This window comes from Sinorhizobium chiapasense, assembly GCF_045277575.1.
GTDB lineage: Bacteria > Pseudomonadota > Alphaproteobacteria > Rhizobiales > Rhizobiaceae > Ensifer > Ensifer chiapasense_A.
This window is the reverse complement of sequence record NZ_CP144206.1, coordinates 906,901-925,825: the sequence shown is the minus strand read 5'-3', so window position 1 is coordinate 925,825 and position 18,925 is coordinate 906,901. Positions and strand designations below refer to the sequence as shown.

The 18,925-nt window shown below is 61.9% G+C and carries 18 protein-coding genes; 2 read left to right on the top strand and 16 right to left on the bottom strand.

The window, feature by feature from the left end; translation table 11 throughout:
- Positions 1–121: 121 nt before the first annotated feature.
- Complete coding sequence (locus tag QM996_RS23085) at positions 122–1,099, top strand: L,D-transpeptidase family protein (RefSeq protein WP_334198367.1); 978 nt, start codon at positions 122–124, stop codon at positions 1,097–1,099.
- A gap of 107 nt (positions 1,100–1,206) precedes the next feature.
- Here the strand turns inward: QM996_RS23085 and QM996_RS23080 are convergent, their stop codons facing one another.
- A complete protein-coding gene (locus QM996_RS23080) occupies positions 1,207–1,395 on the bottom strand; it encodes a hypothetical protein (protein WP_334198366.1) in 189 nt (62 codons plus the stop codon).
- 164 nt (positions 1,396–1,559) lie between these two features.
- On the opposite strand from QM996_RS23080, the gene QM996_RS23075 reads away from it, so the two are divergent.
- Positions 1,560–1,814 (top strand): hypothetical protein, encoded by a 255-nt coding sequence (locus tag QM996_RS23075; protein ID WP_334198365.1) that lies wholly within the window; start codon positions 1,560–1,562, stop codon positions 1,812–1,814.
- 172 nt (positions 1,815–1,986) lie between these two features.
- On the opposite strand, the gene QM996_RS23070 is transcribed toward QM996_RS23075, so the two are convergent.
- From QM996_RS23070 to QM996_RS23000, 15 genes are all read right to left on the bottom strand, one after another.
- Entirely contained in the window at positions 1,987–2,829 is an 843-nt protein-coding gene (locus QM996_RS23070) for an HpcH/HpaI aldolase/citrate lyase family protein (RefSeq protein ID WP_334198364.1), read from the bottom strand.
- A complete protein-coding gene (locus QM996_RS23065) occupies positions 2,826–4,043 on the bottom strand; it encodes a CaiB/BaiF CoA transferase family protein (RefSeq protein WP_334198363.1) in 1,218 nt (405 codons plus the stop codon). Before QM996_RS23065 ends, QM996_RS23070 begins: the two co-directional genes overlap by 4 nt.
- Positions 4,040–5,089 carry an ABC transporter ATP-binding protein gene (locus tag QM996_RS23060; RefSeq protein WP_334198362.1) on the bottom strand — a complete coding sequence of 350 codons (1,050 nt, stop codon included), beginning with the start codon at positions 5,087–5,089 and terminating at the stop codon, positions 4,040–4,042. Before QM996_RS23060 ends, QM996_RS23065 begins: the two co-directional genes overlap by 4 nt.
- 30 nt (positions 5,090–5,119) lie before the next feature.
- Complete coding sequence (locus QM996_RS23055; protein ID WP_334198361.1) at positions 5,120–7,219, bottom strand: ADP-ribosylglycohydrolase family protein; 2,100 nt, start codon at positions 7,217–7,219, stop codon at positions 5,120–5,122.
- A gap of 16 nt (positions 7,220–7,235) precedes the next feature.
- Positions 7,236–8,441 carry an ADP-ribosylglycohydrolase family protein gene (locus tag QM996_RS23050; protein ID WP_334198360.1) on the bottom strand — a complete coding sequence of 402 codons (1,206 nt, stop codon included), beginning with the start codon at positions 8,439–8,441 and terminating at the stop codon, positions 7,236–7,238.
- Entirely contained in the window at positions 8,431–9,852 is a 1,422-nt protein-coding gene (locus tag QM996_RS23045) for an extracellular solute-binding protein (RefSeq protein WP_334198359.1), read from the bottom strand. Before QM996_RS23045 ends, QM996_RS23050 begins: the two co-directional genes overlap by 11 nt.
- 49 nt (positions 9,853–9,901) lie before the next feature.
- A complete protein-coding gene (locus QM996_RS23040) occupies positions 9,902–10,804 on the bottom strand; it encodes a carbohydrate ABC transporter permease (RefSeq protein ID WP_334198358.1) in 903 nt (300 codons plus the stop codon).
- Positions 10,804–11,733, bottom strand: a complete 930-nt coding sequence (locus tag QM996_RS23035; protein WP_334198771.1) for an ABC transporter permease — start codon at positions 11,731–11,733, stop codon at positions 10,804–10,806. Before QM996_RS23035 ends, QM996_RS23040 begins: the two co-directional genes overlap by 1 nt.
- Before the next feature lie 39 nt (positions 11,734–11,772).
- Positions 11,773–12,822 carry a LacI family DNA-binding transcriptional regulator gene (locus QM996_RS23030; RefSeq protein ID WP_334198357.1) on the bottom strand — a complete coding sequence of 350 codons (1,050 nt, stop codon included), beginning with the start codon at positions 12,820–12,822 and terminating at the stop codon, positions 11,773–11,775.
- 223 nt (positions 12,823–13,045) lie between these two features.
- Positions 13,046–14,665 (bottom strand): dihydroxyacetone kinase subunit DhaK, encoded by a 1,620-nt coding sequence (locus QM996_RS23025; RefSeq protein WP_334198356.1) that lies wholly within the window; start codon positions 14,663–14,665, stop codon positions 13,046–13,048.
- A 10-nt stretch (positions 14,666–14,675) separates the two neighbouring features.
- On the bottom strand, positions 14,676–15,671 hold the full coding sequence (locus tag QM996_RS23020) for an ABC transporter ATP-binding protein (protein WP_334198355.1): 996 nt from the start codon (positions 15,669–15,671) through the stop codon (positions 14,676–14,678).
- Positions 15,664–16,761, bottom strand: coding sequence for an ABC transporter ATP-binding protein (locus QM996_RS23015; RefSeq protein ID WP_334198354.1), 1,098 nt, complete (start codon positions 16,759–16,761; stop codon positions 15,664–15,666). Before QM996_RS23015 ends, QM996_RS23020 begins: the two co-directional genes overlap by 8 nt.
- 4 nt (positions 16,762–16,765) lie before the next feature.
- Positions 16,766–16,954: a hypothetical protein gene (locus tag QM996_RS23010; RefSeq protein WP_334198353.1), complete on the bottom strand. Its 189-nt coding sequence runs from the start codon at positions 16,952–16,954 to the stop codon at positions 16,766–16,768.
- Entirely contained in the window at positions 16,951–17,892 is a 942-nt protein-coding gene (locus QM996_RS23005; RefSeq protein ID WP_334198352.1) for a carbohydrate ABC transporter permease, read from the bottom strand. The genes QM996_RS23010 and QM996_RS23005 overlap by 4 nt, the downstream gene beginning before the upstream one ends.
- Positions 17,889–18,836 (bottom strand): carbohydrate ABC transporter permease, encoded by a 948-nt coding sequence (locus QM996_RS23000; RefSeq protein WP_334198351.1) that lies wholly within the window; start codon positions 18,834–18,836, stop codon positions 17,889–17,891. The genes QM996_RS23005 and QM996_RS23000 overlap by 4 nt, the downstream gene beginning before the upstream one ends.
- Between the last annotated feature and the right edge of the window lie 89 nt (positions 18,837–18,925).

The following is an 18,925-nucleotide window of genomic DNA, read 5'->3' as shown; positions in this document are numbered from 1 at the left end:
CGTGAGGTGGCTGTCACGGCGATCTAAGCCGCCTCGGCTCTCTGCAGGTATTTTCGTGCGGCCATCTCAACATCCCGATGCAAGGTGGGAACAAATCAAGCGCGCGGGCGATTTCGCGGTCATGAAGACCGTGACCCTGTCCACTGCGCTATTGTTGCTTTTGCCCGCCGGTTTGGCCACGGCCCAGACGCTTCAGCCAGATGTGATCAACAGCGCGTCGATCACGCCCCGTTTATTGGAGCGGATAGCCGCCATCTCGCACAGGCCGGACCCGGCTATCGTTCGCCTTCAAGTTCTTCTCGACCGGGCGGGCGCATCACCCGGGGTGATCGACGGCTACGGCGGCGAGAACGTCGCCAAAGCGGTCGCCGCCTTCCAGACCATGCAGGATCTTCCCGCAGAGGGCAGATTGGACCCCGACCTCCTCGAACGGCTTTCAAGGCAGACGCTGGTGGTGCAGCCCTATGTCGTCTCCGAGGACGACGCCAAAGGGCTGGTCGCCAAGATACCCAAAGACTTTTCCGAACAGGCAAAAATGGATCAGCTCGGATACACTAGCGTCGCTGAGAGGCTGGCCGAGCGCTTCCACATGGATATCGATCTTCTCAAGGCGCTCAATGCGATTTCGACGTTTTCCGTCGGCGAGACCGTTAACGTTGTGATCCCTGGCGCGCCAAGGCAGGGGATGGTCAAACGCCTCGAAGCGCACCGACGCACCGGCCAACTCATGGCCTTCGGCGCCGACGGAACGCTGATCGCCGCCTACCCGGCCACGATCGGCAGCCAGGAGACGCCGTCCCCTTTGGGAACCCATAAAGTCAAAGGGGTCGCGCGAATGCCGCCCTATATCTACAATCCCAAGATCAACTTCCAGCAGAGCGACAACAGGAAGATGTTGACCTTGCCTGCTGGTCCAAACAATCCGGTCGGCAGCGTCTGGATAGACCTTTCGAAGCCGACCTACGGAATCCACGGTACGCCGGAACCATCACTGATCGACAAGGCCGGATCACACGGCTGCGTTCGTTTGACCAATTGGGATGCGGAGGAACTGGCGGCGATGGTTGAACCTGGCGTGATCGTCGAGTTCGTCGACTAAACCTGTTTGACGCCAAGAAGCGCGAAAAGGGCGACTGAAGTCAAAATGCGCCGCCCGCCGCGCGAACGGGCCGCTCCGGTGGACCGTCATACCTCGGTGTCGGGTGTTCAGCGGATGCGCGTATGGGCGCGCACGATATTCATCTGAAGTTCGTGGCTGGTCGCGTATCTGCCAAGCACCTTGATCAAACGCCGCTCCTCGGCCTTGTGGATACCGGTACGCCGGCAATAATCCGCTACATCCCAGATATGTTTGGCCTGGGAGTTATCGACTGTTCGAACATCCGTGTGTTTCATTTTGTGCCTCCCCTTGCGAGCGCATAACGCTAGGAGGCTGGTTTGGTTCCGTGAGGGTCCCTGAAATCCAAAAGCACCGGCGGCAATTGTCGCGCGGAGGGGAACGTAGTTTTCGTCTGCGGGTTTGGGGCGCGAAATGCCACTGAAACCAGGAGACTGATGCAATGTTCAATAGACTTCTGATTGCGGCCATCATGGCCGTCTCTTTCACCGGCGGCGCGATGGCCCAGGCCGATATGACGTGCGATGAGGCCGGCATGACAAAACTAGAAACGGACGTGAACTCCATCACTGACGCAACCAAGAAGGAGGCGGCGACCAAGGAACTGGCCATGGCCAAGGAAGCGATGGCGGCGAAAGATACGGCGAAATGCAAGACCCACATGGAGAATGCCATGAAGGGCAAGGACGCCATGTGACTTCGTGAATATTGCCGGCCAGGTGCCTTGCCGCTTTCCGCGTAGCGTGCACCCAGCCGGCGGCCCTTTTTCTCGTGGCATCCACCTTGATGCCCCATTCCCTGGCCCGCCAGGAGCCCAGCATCGGCGGAATTTTGAGGCGATAGTCGAGGGCGCGCCTCAGAGATTTCGACTAATCGATCTTCTGTAAGATGTGGCGGGCACGCTCGATGATCGGCGCATCCACCATCCTGTCGCCGACCAGAAAGGCGCCTCTGCCTTCAGCCGCGGCACCTGCCGCAGCGTCCAGCACGGAGCGCGCCCAAGCGATTTTTTCTTCGCTGGGCGAGAATGCAGCATTCATGATCGGCACTACCGAGGGATGGACACAGGTCGCGCCATCGAAGCCATGGCGGCTTGCTTCTCGGGCAGCGGCCTCGAGGGCGTCGCGCTGCTGATAGTCTGCAACGGTTGTCAGAGTTCCGAACGACAGTTTGCCCTCCGCCTTGGCCGCGAGATGCACCAGCAATTTGGGCAGACGTAACACCTCGGGAACCGGTTCGGCTCCCATGCTGGTGGCAATATCTTCCCCGCCGGCTACGAGACCCAACACGCGCTGACAGGCCGCAATCGGCCTTGCGTCCAGCACAGCGCCGGCGTCTTCCAACAGCGCGACGAAGCAGAGCGGTTCACGCCCGAGTTCTCGCTCGGTCACTGCCAGGCGTTCGCCAAGGCTATGCAACTGCTCCGTCGACTTTGCCTTTGCGATGAAGAGGCCGAAGGCCCCGGCACGGCAAGCAGCCTCGGCATCCGCCTGCTGCATTTCCGGCTCGGCATTGACGCGCACGAAGACCTTTGCGCCACTTCGTCCCGCCATCGGGACTGCCTGCACAAGCCCGGCGCGCGCCGCCTGCTTTTCACCGTGGGCAACGGAATCCTCGAGATCGAGGATGATCGCATCGGCGCCACGCTCATGCGCCTTGGCGATGAAGCGCTCGGACGAGGCGGGGACGTAGAGAAGAGACCGCAACCTCATGGCGCCTCGCCTTCCAAAATGAGATTGATGGCATCTGTATCCATCCCGGCCTCGCTCAGGACTTCGGCCGTATGCTCTCCAAGCGCTGGCGCGGGTCTGCGCCAGACACCCGGCGTTTTGGAAAGCCGCGGCACGATGTTGTGCATCGGCAGGCTGCCGAACTCCGCGTCCTCCACGTCGACGATGATTTCGCGTTCGGCGAAATGCGGGTCGGCGATGGCATCGGCGATGTTATAGATCGGTCCGACCGTCGCGCCGGCGTCGCGCATGATCTTCAGCGCTTCGTCGTGGTCGTGCCGGGCGAACCAGCCGCCGACCGCTTCGTCGACCAGGTCACGATTCTTGACGCGCTCTGAATTGCTGGCAAAGCGTGGATCCTCGTTCATGTCGGCGCGGCCGATAATCTCGAAAATTCGCCTTGCGACCTGCGGCGTGGAACCGGAAAGCGCCACGTATTTGCCGTCACGACATCTGTAGACGTTGCGCGGCGCGGCCGTGTTCGAAGCGCTGCCTACGCGCTCCTTGATCTTGCCGGTCGTCTGGTAGATCGCGGCTTCCGGTCCGAGCACGGAAAACATCGGCTCGAGCAGCGACAGGTCGATCACCTGTCCTTTCGCGTAACCGCGATCGCGCGCAAGCAGCGCCGTCACGGTGGCCGAACTGCCGTAGACACCTGCGATCATATCGGCGAGCGCCAGCGGTGGCAGCACCGGTTCGCGGTCCGGAAAGCCGGTTCGGTAGGCAAAGCCGCTCATGCCTTCGACGATCGTGCCGAAACCGGGAAATTGCGCGTACGGGCCAGTCTGACCGAAACCGGAGATGCGCACAACGATCAGGTTGGGGTTGCGGGCATGCAGCGATTCCGGCGAAAGCCCCATGCGCTCCAGCGTTCCCGGCCGAAAATTCTCGATGAAGATGTCGGCCGTGTCGATCAGCGCCCAGAGCGCCGCCATGGCCGCCTCCTGCCTGAGGTTTAATACGACGGAGCGCTTGTTGCGGCTATAGGTCTTCCAGTAGAGCGAGTGGCCGTCGTCCTTCCAGTCCCGAAGTGGATCGCCGGCCGGCGGCTCGATCTTGATGACGTCTGCACCAGCATCGGCAAGCTGCAGCGACAGCATGTTGCCGGCGACGAGACGTGACAGATCCAGGACCCGGGTGCCGGCAAGCGGCCCCTTGGCAGCGGGATCGAACTGGCGCTTGGCAAATCCGCTCATCGAATGCGCTCCCCGGTTTCCTTGTCGAAGAGCAGCACCTTGTCGGCATCGATCGTGAGCGTCACACCCTGGCCCGCCGAAAGCAGCTTGCCGCCATGGACGACCACCGAGATATCCTGCCCGCCCATATCGACAACGATTTCCTGGTCCTCCCCGGTCGGCTCGACCAGGCTGATGCGGCCCGGCACGCCCGTCGTTCCGAGCGTGATGTGTTGCGGGCGGATACCGCAGACGATACGCGTGCCGGGCTGCACCTTCTCACGGAGAGGCAGTGAAACGCCACCGCGGGTCAATGCCATCTCGCCGTCTGCGATCGCCTCAATGAGATTGATCTCCGGTGAACCGATGAAGCCGGCAACGAAGAGATTGGCGGGATCGTTGTAGAGTTCGAGCGGCGCGCCCGCCTGCTCGATCTTCCCGCCGTTCATCACCACGATCTTGTCGGCCATGGTCATGGCTTCGGTCTGATCGTGGGTGACATAGACCATCGTCCGGCGCAGCCGCTGGTGCAGCTTCTTGATCTCGCTGCGCATCTTCACGCGTAGCTTGGCATCGAGGTTCGAGAGCGGCTCGTCGAAGAGGAAGGCGCGCGGGTCGCGTACGATCGCCCGCCCCATGGCGACACGCTGGCGCTGGCCGCCGGAGAGTTCCCGCGGTAGGCGGTCGAGCAACTTTTCCAGGCCAAGGATTTCGGCTGCCTCCGCGACGCGCTTGTGGATCTCTGTCTTCGGCGCGCCGGCGAGCTTCAGCGCGAAGCTCATGTTCTCCGCGACCTTCATGTGCGGATAGAGCGCGTAGGACTGGAAGACCATGGCGATGTCGCGCTCCTTCGCCGGCATGTCGTTGACGACCTTGCCGCCGATGGTGATTTCGCCCGCTGAAATATCCTCCAGCCCCGCGATCATGCGCAACAATGTGGACTTGCCGCAGCCCGAAGGACCGACGAGCACGACGAATTCGCCGTCACCCATCTCCAGCGAGATATCGTTGAGCACGGCGACGCTGCCATAGCTCTTGCCGACGCTTCTGAGCTCTATCTCGGACATGTTTCCTCCCTTTCCTTCCGCGTCGCGCGTTTAACGCTCGACGACCTCGAGCCGGCCGATCGACATGCGTCCGGCGGACGCCATGCGCAGGCCTGCCATGCCGTAGCCAAGCGACGTATCGTCCGCCTGAAGCACCTGTTCGCCATCGACAGAAAGCGTCAGTTTGCCGCCTTCGACCGTAAGGGCGACCGCGTAGCTTCGGCCGTATTCGACACGGAAGGGCTTGCGGGCAAGGATCGTGGTGCCGTGGTTTTCCAGAAGGATCACGGCTTCGCCATTCTCGAAGCCCGCGGCATAGAAACGGCTGGTCCCCTGGGCGCGCGCCACCACCAGGTGTGAAGCACCGGAGAGCGGTCGAAGCTCCGCAGTGACGCTGACGTCGCGCAGATACGCGTTACCGGTCCAGGCATCCGCGTCGGTGGCCGTATGGGCATGGATGCGGTCCTGCTGCAGGCTCCAGTGGCCGCGGTTCCAGGTAAACCGGGTGATCCCGCCCCATTCATGCGCTTCCTTTGCCGGGTCGATCACGGCGCGGCCCTTGCCCGAAACGGAGAAGTCCGCAAGGAACAGTCGGCCGAGGAACTTCAGGCGACCGAAATATTCGACCAGGATGCCGATCTCGTCGACCGCCTCGCCATGGCCATCGGGGATGGTGAATTCGTAATCTTGCCAGCCGCTCGCCGAGGGTACGTGCCAGGCACTCGTTTCCTGAATCGTACCGCTCATGGCACGGCGAACATAGGACGCCACGCGCAGGTTGCCGTCGCCGTTCCACGGGTCGAGCCAGAGTTTGAATTTCACCGTCTGGCCGTCATCGGCAAGCGGCGTGAACATCGGGCGGTAGCGCTCGTCATCGAAGTCGGAGCGGCGGTAGAAGGGCTTCCAGAAGATGCGGCCGCCCTGCCCACGCTCCAGCCGGTCGAGGAGAATTTCCAGCGATCCCTTGGCATTCTCAGTATGACGCTCCGCCGACGCCTTGACGGCGATCTGGTTGAATGGCTCGGTGCGGAAGCCGTGGGTCGCGCCGGGAGCGTCGAAATCGAAGCGCACACCGCGGCGCTCGAAGTCCTCGACCCAGAGCGCCGGCGCTTCCCGTCCTTGCAGCCGGAGCGCCAGCACGGTCAGCTCACGGGCGAAGGAGGGAATGTCGACGATGTTGATCGTTCCGGTAACGCCCGAAGCAACGACGAAATCGTTGATCGGCTTGCGGTATTTATCCCAGCCCGGCTGCACCTGCTGCAAGGTGCCAACGATCGCACCGGCATTACCGGCATTGCAGTCCGTGTCCCAGCCAGCCATCGTCGCGATTTCGACCGTACGTGGCAGGTCGCCCTGGCCATAGATCAGCGCCATGACGAGCACGCCGGCATTTGGAATGATGTGGCAGACGCCCGGATAGCGGTCGTAACCCCATTCCGCGGTCAGCATGTCGCGGCAGGCGCGCCAGTCGTTCCGGTTTCCATCGTGGAAACGCAGCACCGCGCGAGAAACCTTGGCGTAGAGCGAGTCGGCCGGGATGGTTGCCAGGCCCGCCTCGATGACTTCCTCGATACCCTTGGCGACAAAGGCCTGCGCGATCGCCGCGGCGCAGAAACGCGCTCCGTTGAGCCCCTCTCCGTCATGCGCCACGCTCGCAGCGCGCGCCGACGCTTCAGCCGCTGTCTTCGGATCGGCCGGATGCACCCAGCCCCAGCTGTCGATGAAGATCTGGCCGCCGATCTGCTCGGCAACGGTGGTGCCGTTCTGTGCGATCGAGCCGGACTGCGGCGCCGGGATCCCGGCGCGAAGGTTCTGATAGGCAGTATGCTCGGTCGAATTGCCGAAGCCGCCCCACCAATACATGCCGTGTTCCTCGGCCGCGTAGTTCAGCCAGGTCTTGCCCACCTCCTCGGCGGTCGCACCAAGACCGTAATCGCGCAGCGCCCGGATGAAATAGACCGGACCGTTGGTGTCGTCATCCGCCGCGAAATTCTTGAAATCGCGCAGATATTCCGTCACCTCGCCATAGGTGTCCCGGATGCGTTCGTAGCTCCAGATCGTCGGTTCGACGGGCGCGCCAAGACGGACGCCGATCGCCTTGCCGATGAAGCCGGAATAGATACGCTCGAAGATTTCTGTGGTGCTGAGCATCGGATACTTTCGAATTCTAGAGACTGGAAACCTGGGTGAGTTGGGGGGCGGCAAAGAGCCCCGCGCGCGCCTGCGCTCGCGCCGTTTCTCGCCGGCGGTCCGCCGCCTGGATTTTTGTCATCGTTTCGGTGAAGGCATCGGCAGAGCCGAAGAGATCGAGCTTGTTGACGCGGTCGAGCTGGGAGGCCATCGCCCGGTCGATGATGCTTTCGCCATGCATGGCGCCGAGAATCGCGCCGGCCATAACGCCGATCGAATCCGTGTCGCGGCCTGAATTGATGCCGTCGACGATCGTCTTGTAGAAATCCCCGTCATTGACGACGGCGAAGCCGAGCGCCAGCGGCAACTCCTCGATCGCGTGAAGGCGCGACGGCTGGTAGGCGTCCGTGGCAAGGCCCGCCTTCTGCGGCGTGTGCTGGACGTTGTCGCCCATCGGCGAATAGCGGGCGATGATGTGGTGAAACTCGGCGACGACCGTCTGATGGTCCTCGCCCCTCAACGAGCGCGCGGCGCCCACGATATCGGCGATCGCATCGCGCGTACCGTCCTTGGCGACGGCAAGCGCTTCGTCGATGACGGTGTCTAGCGTGGTCCCCGGAACGAAGGCGGCGGCAACGGCTGCGGCAAGCACGCCAGCAGCCTCGAGGCCGAAACTCTGCTGGTGGCCGGAGGCAAAGGCGATCGCCTCGTCATAGGCTGCCTTCGGATCGCAGGCATTGGCGACGCCGATCGGCGCGATGTACATGGCTGCGCCGCAATTCACCATGTTACCGACGCCGCCCTGGCGCGGGTCGCAGCCGGAAAGCTGGTGGCGCTGGAAGATCCACTTTTCCGGATAGAACAGGCGCTCGATCAGCATCGTTTCGCGCTGCAATTCCGGCACCCAACGCGGCGTCCACGCGATCTCGCGCACCATGCCGGAGGCCATGTCCCAGGCATCGAGGTGACGCTTGACGTCGTTGTAGATCGACATGACGCAGAGTGTCATCAGCGTATCGTCGGTGACGATACCGCCACCGCGCACGCGGCCGTTGCGGGCTGCTTCGCTCTGCTTCATGCGGTGCCATTCGGTATCGAGTGACGTCACCCGGCCATAACGCTCGCGAATTTCCGCGGCGGAGAGTTTTTCCACCGGCGCCCCGATGGCGTCGCCGTAGGCGACGCCAAAGAGAAGCGCCCGAACCCGTCCCTTGAAGGAGAGCCCAGCTGCATCATTTGTCATTGAAAACCGTCCTTGCATATTCGGTCATTTTCTCGCCGCCGGCAGCGTTCCATTCGGAAACGAATTGGTCCCACTGGTCCATCTTGGCTTCGGCGGAAACGAACTTGTACACCCAGGCCCGGTAGACGTTTTCCGTAGCATCGATGTCGGTGGCGTATTCGGCAGGCCAGACGAAGGCGTTGTCCGGCTTGAAGTCGGCTGAGATCGTCTTCAGCGATTGCTGTGCGGCCTCGCTCAGCCATTGCACCGGCGGCTGCCAGTTTGCGGCGACGAGGAAGCGGGCATACCAGGTGGCGAGCTTGTCGGTCGGCTTGATGGTCTCGCCGTCCTTGGTGTACTGCTCGCCCTCGAAGCCGAGCCGTTCGATCGCCTGGCCCTCGGGGCTGGCGATGAAATCAAGCAGCTTGACCACCTCTTCCTTGTGTTCCGAAGTTGTCGCGATCGCGAGGCCGCGGGCCTCCTTGGAGACGTCGAGAGCCATCAGGCCCTGGCCGGCCGGCCCCTTGGGCGGCGAAAGCAGGCTCAGTGTCACATCAGGGTGAGCCTGGCGCATCTTGCCGCCGTAGATGTCGATGACCTCTGCGGACGAGCCGAAGATCACGCCGGCGCGGCCGGAATAGAACTTGTCTTCCTTCACGTCCCACTTGGTGGTGATGAACTCCGGATCATAGAGTCCCTGCTCCCGAAGCGAGGCATAGAAGGCAATCTTCGCCTTTTCCGCTGCCGAAACGCGCGCATGGATCCATTCGCCGGCATCGTTCTTCATCCAGGTGCCGGTTACGCCGAAGGCCTGGTTGAAGATCGCGTCGAGCTCCTGCGTATTATCGGCGGTGGTGACGCCGTAGCTGTCAGCCTTGCCGTTGCCGTCGAGGTCGCCATCCTTGATCGCCTTGAAGAGGGCGACGTAGTCGTCGGTCGTCTTGGGCGCCGCAACGCCCGATTTCTCGAGCCAGTCTGTGCGGATGACCGGCTGCGGCATGCGCGGCGGGTAGACATAGAGCAGATAGGGATAGTTCTTCAGCCGCTCGACATTGTGCGGGAAGAGCGCTTCCTTGAGATAGGTCGTCTTCGGCAGCCAGTTGTTCCAGTCTTCCAACACGCCCTGTTCCGCCATCTTGGCGTCGCCGCCCTGGAAATAGATGAGATCCGGAATGTCGCCGGACAGCAGCATGGCGCTGAGCTTGTCGGCATAGCCCGAAGACGGCAGGTCGACGATCTGAATGTGGATGTCGGTTCCCTTGGCCTTCAGCGCCTCCTCGTAGGCCTTCATCAGCTTCACATCGTCAGGATTGCTGGTCACCAGGTCTTTCGAGACGACACGGATCGTCACCGGGTCGGCGAAAGCGGGCATCGCCACGCTCGCCATCAGCGCCACGGCGGTCGTTGCGCCAAGGATCAGTTTTCCAAGCATGTTTGTTCCTCCCAATATGCTTTGGCATTCATGTTTCGGTTCTGCATCGTCAGCCCTTCAGCGCACCGCTCATGGTGCCCTTGGTGAAGAACTTCAGGATCAGTGGATAGATCGCGAGGATCGGCGCGATGGTGAGCAGGATCATGCCGGCCTTCAGCGCGCGAATATTGATCTGGCTCGCGCCCGTGTAGTTGTTGCTATCGACCACCCCGACCATGGCGAGCTTGTCGCCCTCGACCACGAACTGGCGCAGCACGACCTGCAGCGGCCATTTCGACTGATCGTTGAGGTAGATCATCGCCCGGAAAAACTCGTTCCAATGGAAGACGAAATAGAAGAGCGCGATGGTTGCGAGCGCCGATTTGGCGAGCGGCAGCGCCACGTACCAGAAGATCTGGAAAGGATTGGCCCCATCGAGTTCGGAGGCTTCGATCAGTTCCTTCGGCACTTCCTCGAAGAAGCGCACGAGAATGATCAGGTACCAGGCGTTGACGACCTTGAAGAGGATCAGCGACCAGTAGCTGTCGAGCAGGCCGAGACGCTTGTTGATGAAGTAGTCCGGGATGATGCCGGGTTCGAAGACGATGGTGACCAGCACGAAGACGAAGATGATGCGTCGCCCGGGCAGACCCGGACGCGAAAGCGCCCAGGCCATCAGCGCCGTGAGAACTACGCCAAGAGCGGTGCTGACGAGCGTGATGAAGATCGAGTTGAAAAGGCCACGCTGAACGGCGGAATTGTTGACCAGCAGGTTCCAGACCTCGGTCGAGAACCCGTTGGGGACAACCGTCAGGCCGCTCATGCCCGCGACCTTGCCCGGATCGGAGAACGATATGGCGAGCAGGTTGAGGAGCGGCTGGACCGTCAGCACGACGAGGAAGAGCAGCGTCGAGACGATGATCGCATATTCGAGCCGCTCGAGCGGCGTTCTGCGGACGTTGTGGGCGGCCATCACCATACCCCCTTGCCGGTAAGACGTTTGGAGAGAAGGTGCGCGGCGACGATCATCAGCATGCCGAGCACAGCCTTGAACAGGCCGGCGGCCGTTGCCAGCGAATATTCGCCGGTCTGCAGGCCAATGCGGTAGACATAGGTGTCGATGATATCGATCTTGCTGCGCACGACGTCGTTGGAGAAGTTGATCACCTGATTGAGGTCGGCATTCAGGAACATGCCGGCATTCAGGATGAAGAGCGTCGCGATCGTCGGCACGATGCCAGGGATGGTGACGTAGCGGATCTTCTGCCAGCGGTTCGCGCCATCGATCTCGGCCGCATCATAGAGTTCCTGGTCGATGGCGATGATGGCGGCGAGATAAAGCAGGCTGTCCCAGCCGGCGGAGCGCCAGATCTCCGAGAAAACCAGCACCCAGCGGATCGAGCCGTTGTCGGTCATGAAGGACACCGGCTGCATGCCGAAGAAGCCGAGCACGTCATTGACCGCGCCATCGCTCGGCGAGAGCACCGCGATGAAGACGCCGGCGATGACGACCCAGGAGAGGAAGTGCGGCAGATAGATCGCCGACTGGATGAATTTGCGGAAAGCCCCTCCCCGGATTTCGTTGAGCAGGAGCGCGACGATGATCGGGACCGGGAAGAAGAAGACGATCTTCATCGTCGAGATGATCAGCGTGTTCGCCAGCACCTGCCAGAAGATCGGCGACGAGAACAGCGTCTGAAAATGCTTGAGGCCGACCCAGATGTTCGGCGGGATGATGCGCAGCTGCTCGAAGGCGATCTTGGCTTCCCAGATCGGAAAATAGTGAAAGATCACGAAGAAGTTCAGGCCCGGCGCCATCATCATGTAATAGGGCCACCATTGCCGCACGCCCTTCGAGAAGCTTTGGCGCCGAACACTGGGAACGTTCCCATTTTCTGACATTGTTGCGTTCACCGCAAGCTCGTTGCTGACCGCCATTCCTTACCTCCCTGCCGCCATGCGCACGGTTGCCGCCCCAGAAACATCGGCAAGCGAGCCGCGCTCCACCAGCCGGCACGGCAGATATATCCGTTCGCGCTGGTGGCGGCCGGCGATCTGGTCAAGCAGACATTCGACCGCGCGAATGCCGATCTGCCGGCCGGGTTTTTCGATGGTCGTGAGCCCCGGCCAGGAAAAAGCCCCTGCCGGGATGCCGTCGAAGCCCAGGATCGAGATGTCCTCGGGACATCTCAACCCCGCTTCACGAACGGCCATCATGGCCCCAAGCGCCATGAGGTCGTTCGCCACGAACACGGCGCGACTTCCTCTCCATTGCCTCGTAAGCAACCGGGCCATCGCGCTGCGGCCGCCCTCGACCGTATAGTCGGACTCTTCGACGAGCAGGATCTCAGGATCCACATCCCGGGCGATGCAGTGCTCGTGGACGGCACGCAGGAACCGCGCGCGAGCGAGACGCGACCTCGGCCCGAGCATCAGCGCCGGCGCCGGGTGTCCGCGCTCGACGAGAATGTCCATGCCGAGCCGAACCGCCTGCGCAATATCGGAACCGACGCTCAACGTATCGGGGAAGCGCTCGGCGCTGGAACCGATGAAAACAAAGGGCATGCCAAAACGGTCGAGATCGTCGAAATTATCGGCAACGGGATTGATGATCGCGCCATCAACGCGGGCCCGGCGAAGGGCTCGCAGGTGGGTCGCCTCCTTGTGCGCATCCCAATCGGACGAGAAGATCAGAAGCGAAATGTCATCCTTCGCCGCACGATCCTGTGCGCCGCGGGCAACCTCGGCCCAGAACGGGTTGGTGATATCAGGAATGACGATGCCGAGCAGGCCGCTTCGGCCGGAGCGCATGCCGACGGCAAGCTGATTGGGCTCGTAGCCCGTGGCGGCGACCGCCTTCAACACGCGATCGCGTGCTTCCTCGGAAATATTTGCAGAGCCGCCGAGAACACGCGCGACGGTGCTCTTCGAAACGCCTGCGCGTTTGGCAACGTCGATAATCGTCGCCCTTCGGCCCGTCGCTGTGTTCATAAAGCTTCCTCCCAAAGTTCAGACGATATCCCGCAAGGTATCACCTGCACTTCATGGGAACGTTACCATGATGAAAAACACTTTGGCAATACGCAGGAGAAAATATCCTGATCTGCTGCCGCCCGCCGACGACGCGGCGGGTTTTCGATCAGACATCTACGGGGCGGTAAGCGCCCTTTGCCGCCGAACCCCACGCTCGGCGGCAAATTAGTGATCGCTGCAACTACGCGGCCAGATGCTCGAACAGTCGGGCGACAGCCTCGGCGCCGGGGTCGACATGACCCTCAAGCTGCTTCGCATTGATATAGGCCGCGCGTCCGGCTTTGGCGCGTGTCAGGGTGGAAGTGAAGTTCGCCCCCGTTCGCGCGGCAGCCGCCGCCGCAACGACGCTGTCCTCTAGGGCGTCGAGCGCTGGAGCCAGAGCATCGATCATCGTTCGGTCGCCGATCTTCGCGCCGCCGATCTCCTGCATGCGCGCAAGGCCGGTCCGAAGCGCCTCGCGCATCGGTAGCCCGCTCGATGCCCCGTCCCCGGCGGCTGCGAAGAAAATCGCAAGCAGCACGCCGGAGGAACCGCCCATGGTCTGGCTGAGTTCCTGGCCGATCGCCCGCAAAAGCTGGGTGTGATCGGACAGTGGCAGCCGATCGATAGCGTTGATCAATGCCCGGGCGGCTCCCGCCAGCGTCGAGCCCGTATCGCCATCGCCGGACTTTGCGTCGAGGGCATTGAGATCCTGCTCGGCGGCGATCAGCACCTTGCAGCAATCGATGAGGAACGCGCGCGTCGCCCCATGGTCGGATGCCATCGGCGTGATCGGCGTCAGGCCATCTGGCAAGGCTCTGACGGCGATCGGCCGGACCTCGGATACGCCCGGCCAGGCGGCGATCGCCACCGGCGCCTTCAAGAGCTCCAATTCGGCCTCGTCGGCGGCAAAGACCGAAACCGAGAAACCTTGCATATCGAGCGATGTCATCAGCGGTGCCGGACCGATCGTGTGGGTGACCCTTCTGCCAACGGGCAAATGGACAAGGTCGTGAGCGAGCACCGACATTTCGAGCACCGAGGTGCCGCCCAGATTGTTGATCAGCGCGACGTGCGCGCCTTCACCCATGACGGCCGCCAGCCGCTCCGCCATGGTCGCCACCGACGAGCGGGCGCCTGCAAAGTCGATCTGCTCGACACCGGCCTCACCATGAATGCCGAGACCGAGCTCCGCCTTGCCCTCAGGTATCCGCTCTTCCTTTGGGGAACCCGGGACCCTGCAGGTGTCCAGCGACATGCCGATGGTGTGCGTGCCGGCAATGACCTTCTTGGCGGCGGCGGTTACCGTGTCGAGATCCGCACCGCGTTCGGCGAGTGCGCCGGCGATCTTGTGCACGAACAGCGTGCCGGCAACGCCACGCGCTTGCGGCAGGTCGGGCAGCGCTATGTCGTCGCCAACGATCACCATGCTCACCTTCAGCCCGAAGGCGCGGGCACGTTCGGCGGCGAGGCCGAAATTGAGCCGGTCACCGGTGTAGTTCTTGACCACGAGCAGGCATCCGGCCGGACCGGTCACCGCGAGAATGCCGGCGAGCACGGCGTCTACGCTCGGAGAGGCGAAGACATCGCCACAGACCGCGGCCGTCAGCATACCGCGGCCGACGAAACCGACATGGGCGGGTTCATGACCGGAACCGCCACCTGAGACGATCGCGACCTTCGATCTATCCCAGTCGCTGCGCAACACGACCCGGATATGCGGATAGCCGTCAAGACGGGTAAGCGCGCCGCCGGACAGGGCCAGAACGCCGTCGATCGCTTCGGTCACGACATCTTCCCGCTTGTTGATGAATTGCGCCATTTCGAGCTCCTTAAGCCAAACGCATGCCTGCCGCGTCGAAGTAGAGCGGCTTCGAAGGTTGAATCTTGATCGTTTCACCACCCCGGAGCGGCGTATGGGCGTCCGTGACGGTAATGAGGTCGTGTTTCCTGAAGGTCAGGTGCAGACGCGTCTGGTCGCCGAGGTGCTCGACGCGCTTGACCAGCGCGTCCTCCCCCTCGCCCTGTTGGATATGCTCCGGCCTGAGGCCGATGCTTGCAGCGCCTAAGGGAGCGCCGGCAAAAATATCGGCCGGAAGCACATTGATCCGTGGCTGTCCCAGGCGCGTCGCCGCGTAGACGCTGACCGGCTGCTCATACACCTCGCGCGGCGAGCCGAACTGAACGAGCTTGCCCTCGTTCAGCACGCCGACATGGGTGGCCATCGTCATCGCCTCGATCTGGTCGTGGGTAACGTAGAGCAGGGTTGCGCCGGACCTTGCCTGAATACGCTTGAGTTCGATGCGAAGATCGGCCCTCAGCTTGGCATCGAGCGAGCTCAACGGCTCGTCCATGAGGAAAATCTGCGGGTCTCGGACAAGGGCGCGGCCGATGGAAACGCGCTGCATCTCCCCACCTGACAGCGCCGTCGCCTTGTTGTCGAGCTTGTGCGCGATCTGGAGAACCTCGGCAACCTCCCTCACCTTCCGGTCGATCTCCTCCCTCGGTGTCTTCAACAAAGGAGATTTCAGCGGAAACTCAAGATTCTGACGAACGGTAAGATGCGGATACAGCGAGTATTGCTGAAAGACCATGGCAACGTTGCGTTCGGCAGGCGCGCGCCCTCTCGTCGGCCGTCCATCGATATAGACCTCGCCGCGATCGGGCGCGTCGAGGCCGGAAATCATTCTGAGCGTCGTCGTCTTTCCGGCGCCAGTCGGCCCGAGCAGCACAACGAAAGAACCATCCGGAACCGTCAATGAGACATTATCGAGAGCGACCGTGCCGGCAAATGTCTTCGAAACGTTTTCCAAGACGACTTCAGCCATGTCCCAGTACTCCTTCATTACCTTCGGATAACAGCGCCTTGCCGGTTTCCGCGTCGAAAATCGAAAGCGTCCGCGCGTCGAATTCCAGGCCGACCTGTTCGCCCTCATGAACGCGGTGGCTCGACGGGATGCGCGCCTTCAGTTCGCCGTGGCCGGTGACGAGCGTCACGATCTGGGTGGTCCCGAGATATTCGACGGCGCTTACGCGGCCCCGGTAGGCGCCGTCACTTGCGAACGTCACGTGCTCCGGCCGGACCCCGAGCGTCAGCCTACCGGCGCGACCTTCCCGCGACGTCGGCACCTTGACCATTATGCCGCCGAGATCGATCAAGCCGCCGCCGACGCCGATCATGCCCTCAAACTCCAGGAAGTTCATTGGCGGTGAACCAATAAACTGAGCCACGAATTTCGTCGCGGGCCAGTCGTAGATCTGCTGCGGCTTGCCGAACTGTTCGACGACCCCATGATTCATCACGACGATCTTGTCGCCCATCTGCATCGCTTCGAGCTGGTCATGGGTCACATAGACGGTGGTTGCGCCCATCCGGTCGTGCAGCGCCCGCAACTCCTCGGCCATGTGCTCACGAAACTCGGCATCGAGTGCGCCGAGCGGTTCGTCCATCAGGAACGCCTTGGGGCGGCGCACGATCGCGCGGCCGAGCGCGACGCGTTGGCGGTCTCCGCCCGAAAGGCCGCCGACGGGCTTGTCGAGAATGTTCTCGATCTTGAGAATACGGGCGACTTCCGCGACGCGTGATTTCACCTCCTCGCCGCGCAGACCCTGGCTGAGCAGCGGATAGGAGATGTTCTTGCGCACATTCATATGCGGATAGAGCGCGAACATCTGGAAGACGAAAGCGATGTCGCGCTTGCTCGCCGGCTTCATGCCGACTTCTTCGCCATCGATGAAAATCTCACCACTCGTCGGCAGTTCGAGGCCTGCCATCATGCGCAATGTCGTCGTCTTGCCGCAGCCGGACGGACCGAGCAGCATGAAGAACTCGCCATCCTCGATAGTGAAGCTCGAAGAGCGGACCGCGGTAAAGGCGCCGAACTCCTTGCGAACGTTCTGGATTCTGATCTGCGCCATCGGCTTACTCCGGAAAATGGCTGACGATGATGAACATCACCGTGCCCAGCAAGGTTATGACGAAGGACCAGGAATAGAGCGCGAGAACGAAGGGCTGCATCAGCATGAAGACGCCCGCCGCGATCAGCGCCGATGCCAGCATTTCCCAGGCACCGCGGCGCAAATGCAGCAATCCGTTGAAAAATCTTGTCATTTGCGCACGGCTCCAAAGGTGATGCCGCGCAGCAGGTGTTTGCGCAGGAGAATGGTGAAGACCATGACCGGCACGAGGAACAGCGTCGCGCCGGCAGCAACCGCCGGCCAGTCCTGGCCGCTGACACCGATGATGGTTGGAATGAAGGGTGGCGCCGTCTGGGCGTTGCCCGAGGTCAGAAGCACGGCGAAGGCGTATTCGTTCCAGGCAAAGATCAGGCAGAAGATGGCGGTGGAGGCGATGCCCGTCGCCGCCTGCGGCAGCACCACCTTGTAGAACGCCTGGAACCGGGTGTAGCCATCGATGAGAGCCGCTTCCTCATACTCGACCGGAATTTCGTCGATGAAGCCCTTGAGCAGCCAGACCGACAGCGAGAGGTTGACGGCCGTATAGAGCAGGATCATGCCCGTATGGGTGTCGTTCAGGCCCAACGAGCGGAACATCAGAAAGATCGGGATGGCGACGGCGATCGGCGGCATCATACGCGTCGAAAGAATGAAGAACAGCAGATCGTCCTTCAGCGGAACCTTGAAGCGCGAGAAAGCATAGGCGGCGGCCGTGCCGAGCACGATGCAAAGCACGGTTGAACCGAAGCCGATGATCACCGAATTGGAGAAGCGTTCGGCAAAACGCGACGGGCCGGAGATCACGAGGCCATCCTTGCGAACCAGTCGGTCATACCAGGTCTGCGGCTCGCCGACTGCCTGCAACTGCTCCTCGGAAAGCCGGGTACGCGTCGTGAAGACGTTGACATAGCCTTCCACCGTCGGCTCGAAGAAGGTCTTCGGCGGATAGGCGATCGCGTCGGACGGCGACTTGAAGCTCGTCGCGATGATCCAGACAAGCGGAAGGATGGTGATCAGCGCGTAGCCAACGACCAGGATCCCGGCGAACCACTTTTGCCGTTGCGATGGCTCGGTTACGGAATAGCTGCTCATCGTTGTTTCACCTTGTTCAGGGCTTTGACGTAGATCGACGCTAGGCCGAAGACGGTGACGAAGAGAATGACGGCATAGGCAGAGGCGTAGCCCGTGCGCCACTTCTCAAAAGCCTCGCGCTTCAGGTTGATCGAGGTGAGTTCGGTGATCGATCCCGGTCCGCCGCCGGTCAACTGCACAACCAGGTCGAACATCTTGAAATTCTCGATGCCGCGAAAGAGCACGGCGAGCATCAGGAAGGGCAGCACCAGCGGGATGGTGATCGTCCAGAACTGCCGCCATTTGCTGGCGCGATCGCATTCGGCCGCCTCGTAGATGCTGCTTGGAATGGAGCGCAGGCCGGCAAGGCAGATCAGCATCACGAACGGCGTCCACATCCAGGTGTCGACGATGATGATTGCCCAGGGTGCCAGCGACACATCGCCGATCATCGAGAAACTCGACGGATCAGCCCCGGTCAGGAAACCGACTGCGTAGTTGAAGAGACCGATCTGCGGCTGGTAGAGGAAAGTCCAAAAATTGCCGACCACCGCCGGGCTCAGCATCATCGGCAGCACGATGATCGTCGTCCACAAATCGTTGCCGCGGAACTTCTTGTTGATCAGGTAGGCAAGGGAAAAGCCGATCAGCACTTGAAGGACGATCGTCCAGATCAGGAAATGCGCCGTGGCTTGCATCGTCAACCAGATGTCCTTGTCGGACAGAATGCTCAGGTAGTTCTTGAGCCCGACGAACTGGACCTCGGCATTGGGTCGGTTGACGCGAAAGTTCGTAAAGCTCAGCCGGACCGTCCAGATCAGCGGAAAGATATTGACCGCAAGAAGCAGGACGATCGAGGGGGCGACGAACAACCAGGCAAGCGCGCGATCCGACAATCCTCGAACCCGTTTGGCAATGGCGTGCGGCGTCGCTCCGGCGACCCGATCCACTGTTGATTTCAGCATGGGTAGTCCCTCATGTGATTAGGCGGCGACAGAGCCGGGGAAGACCCCCGGCTCCATGTCGCGCCATGGCGCGCTGGGAGGTGCGCCGC

Bases quoted from the DNA above. Each gene is read 5' to 3' on its own strand.
- QM996_RS23040 (WP_334198358.1), bottom strand. From the start codon at position 10,804: ATGGCCGCCCACAACGTCCGCAGAACGCCGCTCGAGCGGCTCGAATAT.
- QM996_RS23065 (WP_334198363.1), bottom strand. From the start codon at position 4,043: ATGAGCGGATTTGCCAAGCGCCAGTTCGATCCCGCTGCCAAGGGGCCG.
- QM996_RS23030 (WP_334198357.1), bottom strand. From the start codon at position 12,822: ATGAACACAGCGACGGGCCGAAGGGCGACGATTATCGACGTTGCCAAA.
- QM996_RS23005 (WP_334198352.1), bottom strand. From the start codon at position 17,892: ATGAGCAGCTATTCCGTAACCGAGCCATCGCAACGGCAAAAGTGGTTC.
- QM996_RS23015 (WP_334198354.1), bottom strand. From the start codon at position 16,761: ATGGCGCAGATCAGAATCCAGAACGTTCGCAAGGAGTTCGGCGCCTTT.
- QM996_RS23035 (WP_334198771.1), bottom strand. From the start codon at position 11,733: ATGTCAGAAAATGGGAACGTTCCCAGTGTTCGGCGCCAAAGCTTCTCG.
- QM996_RS23055 (WP_334198361.1), bottom strand. From the start codon at position 7,219: ATGCTCAGCACCACAGAAATCTTCGAGCGTATCTATTCCGGCTTCATC.
- QM996_RS23080 (WP_334198366.1), bottom strand. From the start codon at position 1,395: ATGAAACACACGGATGTTCGAACAGTCGATAACTCCCAGGCCAAACAT.
- QM996_RS23045 (WP_334198359.1), bottom strand. From the start codon at position 9,852: ATGCTTGGAAAACTGATCCTTGGCGCAACGACCGCCGTGGCGCTGATG.
- QM996_RS23060 (WP_334198362.1), bottom strand. From the start codon at position 5,089: ATGTCCGAGATAGAGCTCAGAAGCGTCGGCAAGAGCTATGGCAGCGTC.
- QM996_RS23010 (WP_334198353.1), bottom strand. From the start codon at position 16,954: ATGACAAGATTTTTCAACGGATTGCTGCATTTGCGCCGCGGTGCCTGG.
- QM996_RS23050 (WP_334198360.1), bottom strand. From the start codon at position 8,441: ATGACAAATGATGCAGCTGGGCTCTCCTTCAAGGGACGGGTTCGGGCG.
- QM996_RS23025 (WP_334198356.1), bottom strand. From the start codon at position 14,665: ATGGCGCAATTCATCAACAAGCGGGAAGATGTCGTGACCGAAGCGATC.
- QM996_RS23075 (WP_334198365.1), top strand. From the start codon at position 1,560: ATGTTCAATAGACTTCTGATTGCGGCCATCATGGCCGTCTCTTTCACC.
- QM996_RS23085 (WP_334198367.1), top strand. From the start codon at position 122: ATGAAGACCGTGACCCTGTCCACTGCGCTATTGTTGCTTTTGCCCGCC.
- QM996_RS23000 (WP_334198351.1), bottom strand. From the start codon at position 18,836: ATGCTGAAATCAACAGTGGATCGGGTCGCCGGAGCGACGCCGCACGCC.
- QM996_RS23070 (WP_334198364.1), bottom strand. From the start codon at position 2,829: ATGAGGTTGCGGTCTCTTCTCTACGTCCCCGCCTCGTCCGAGCGCTTC.
- QM996_RS23020 (WP_334198355.1), bottom strand. From the start codon at position 15,671: ATGGCTGAAGTCGTCTTGGAAAACGTTTCGAAGACATTTGCCGGCACG.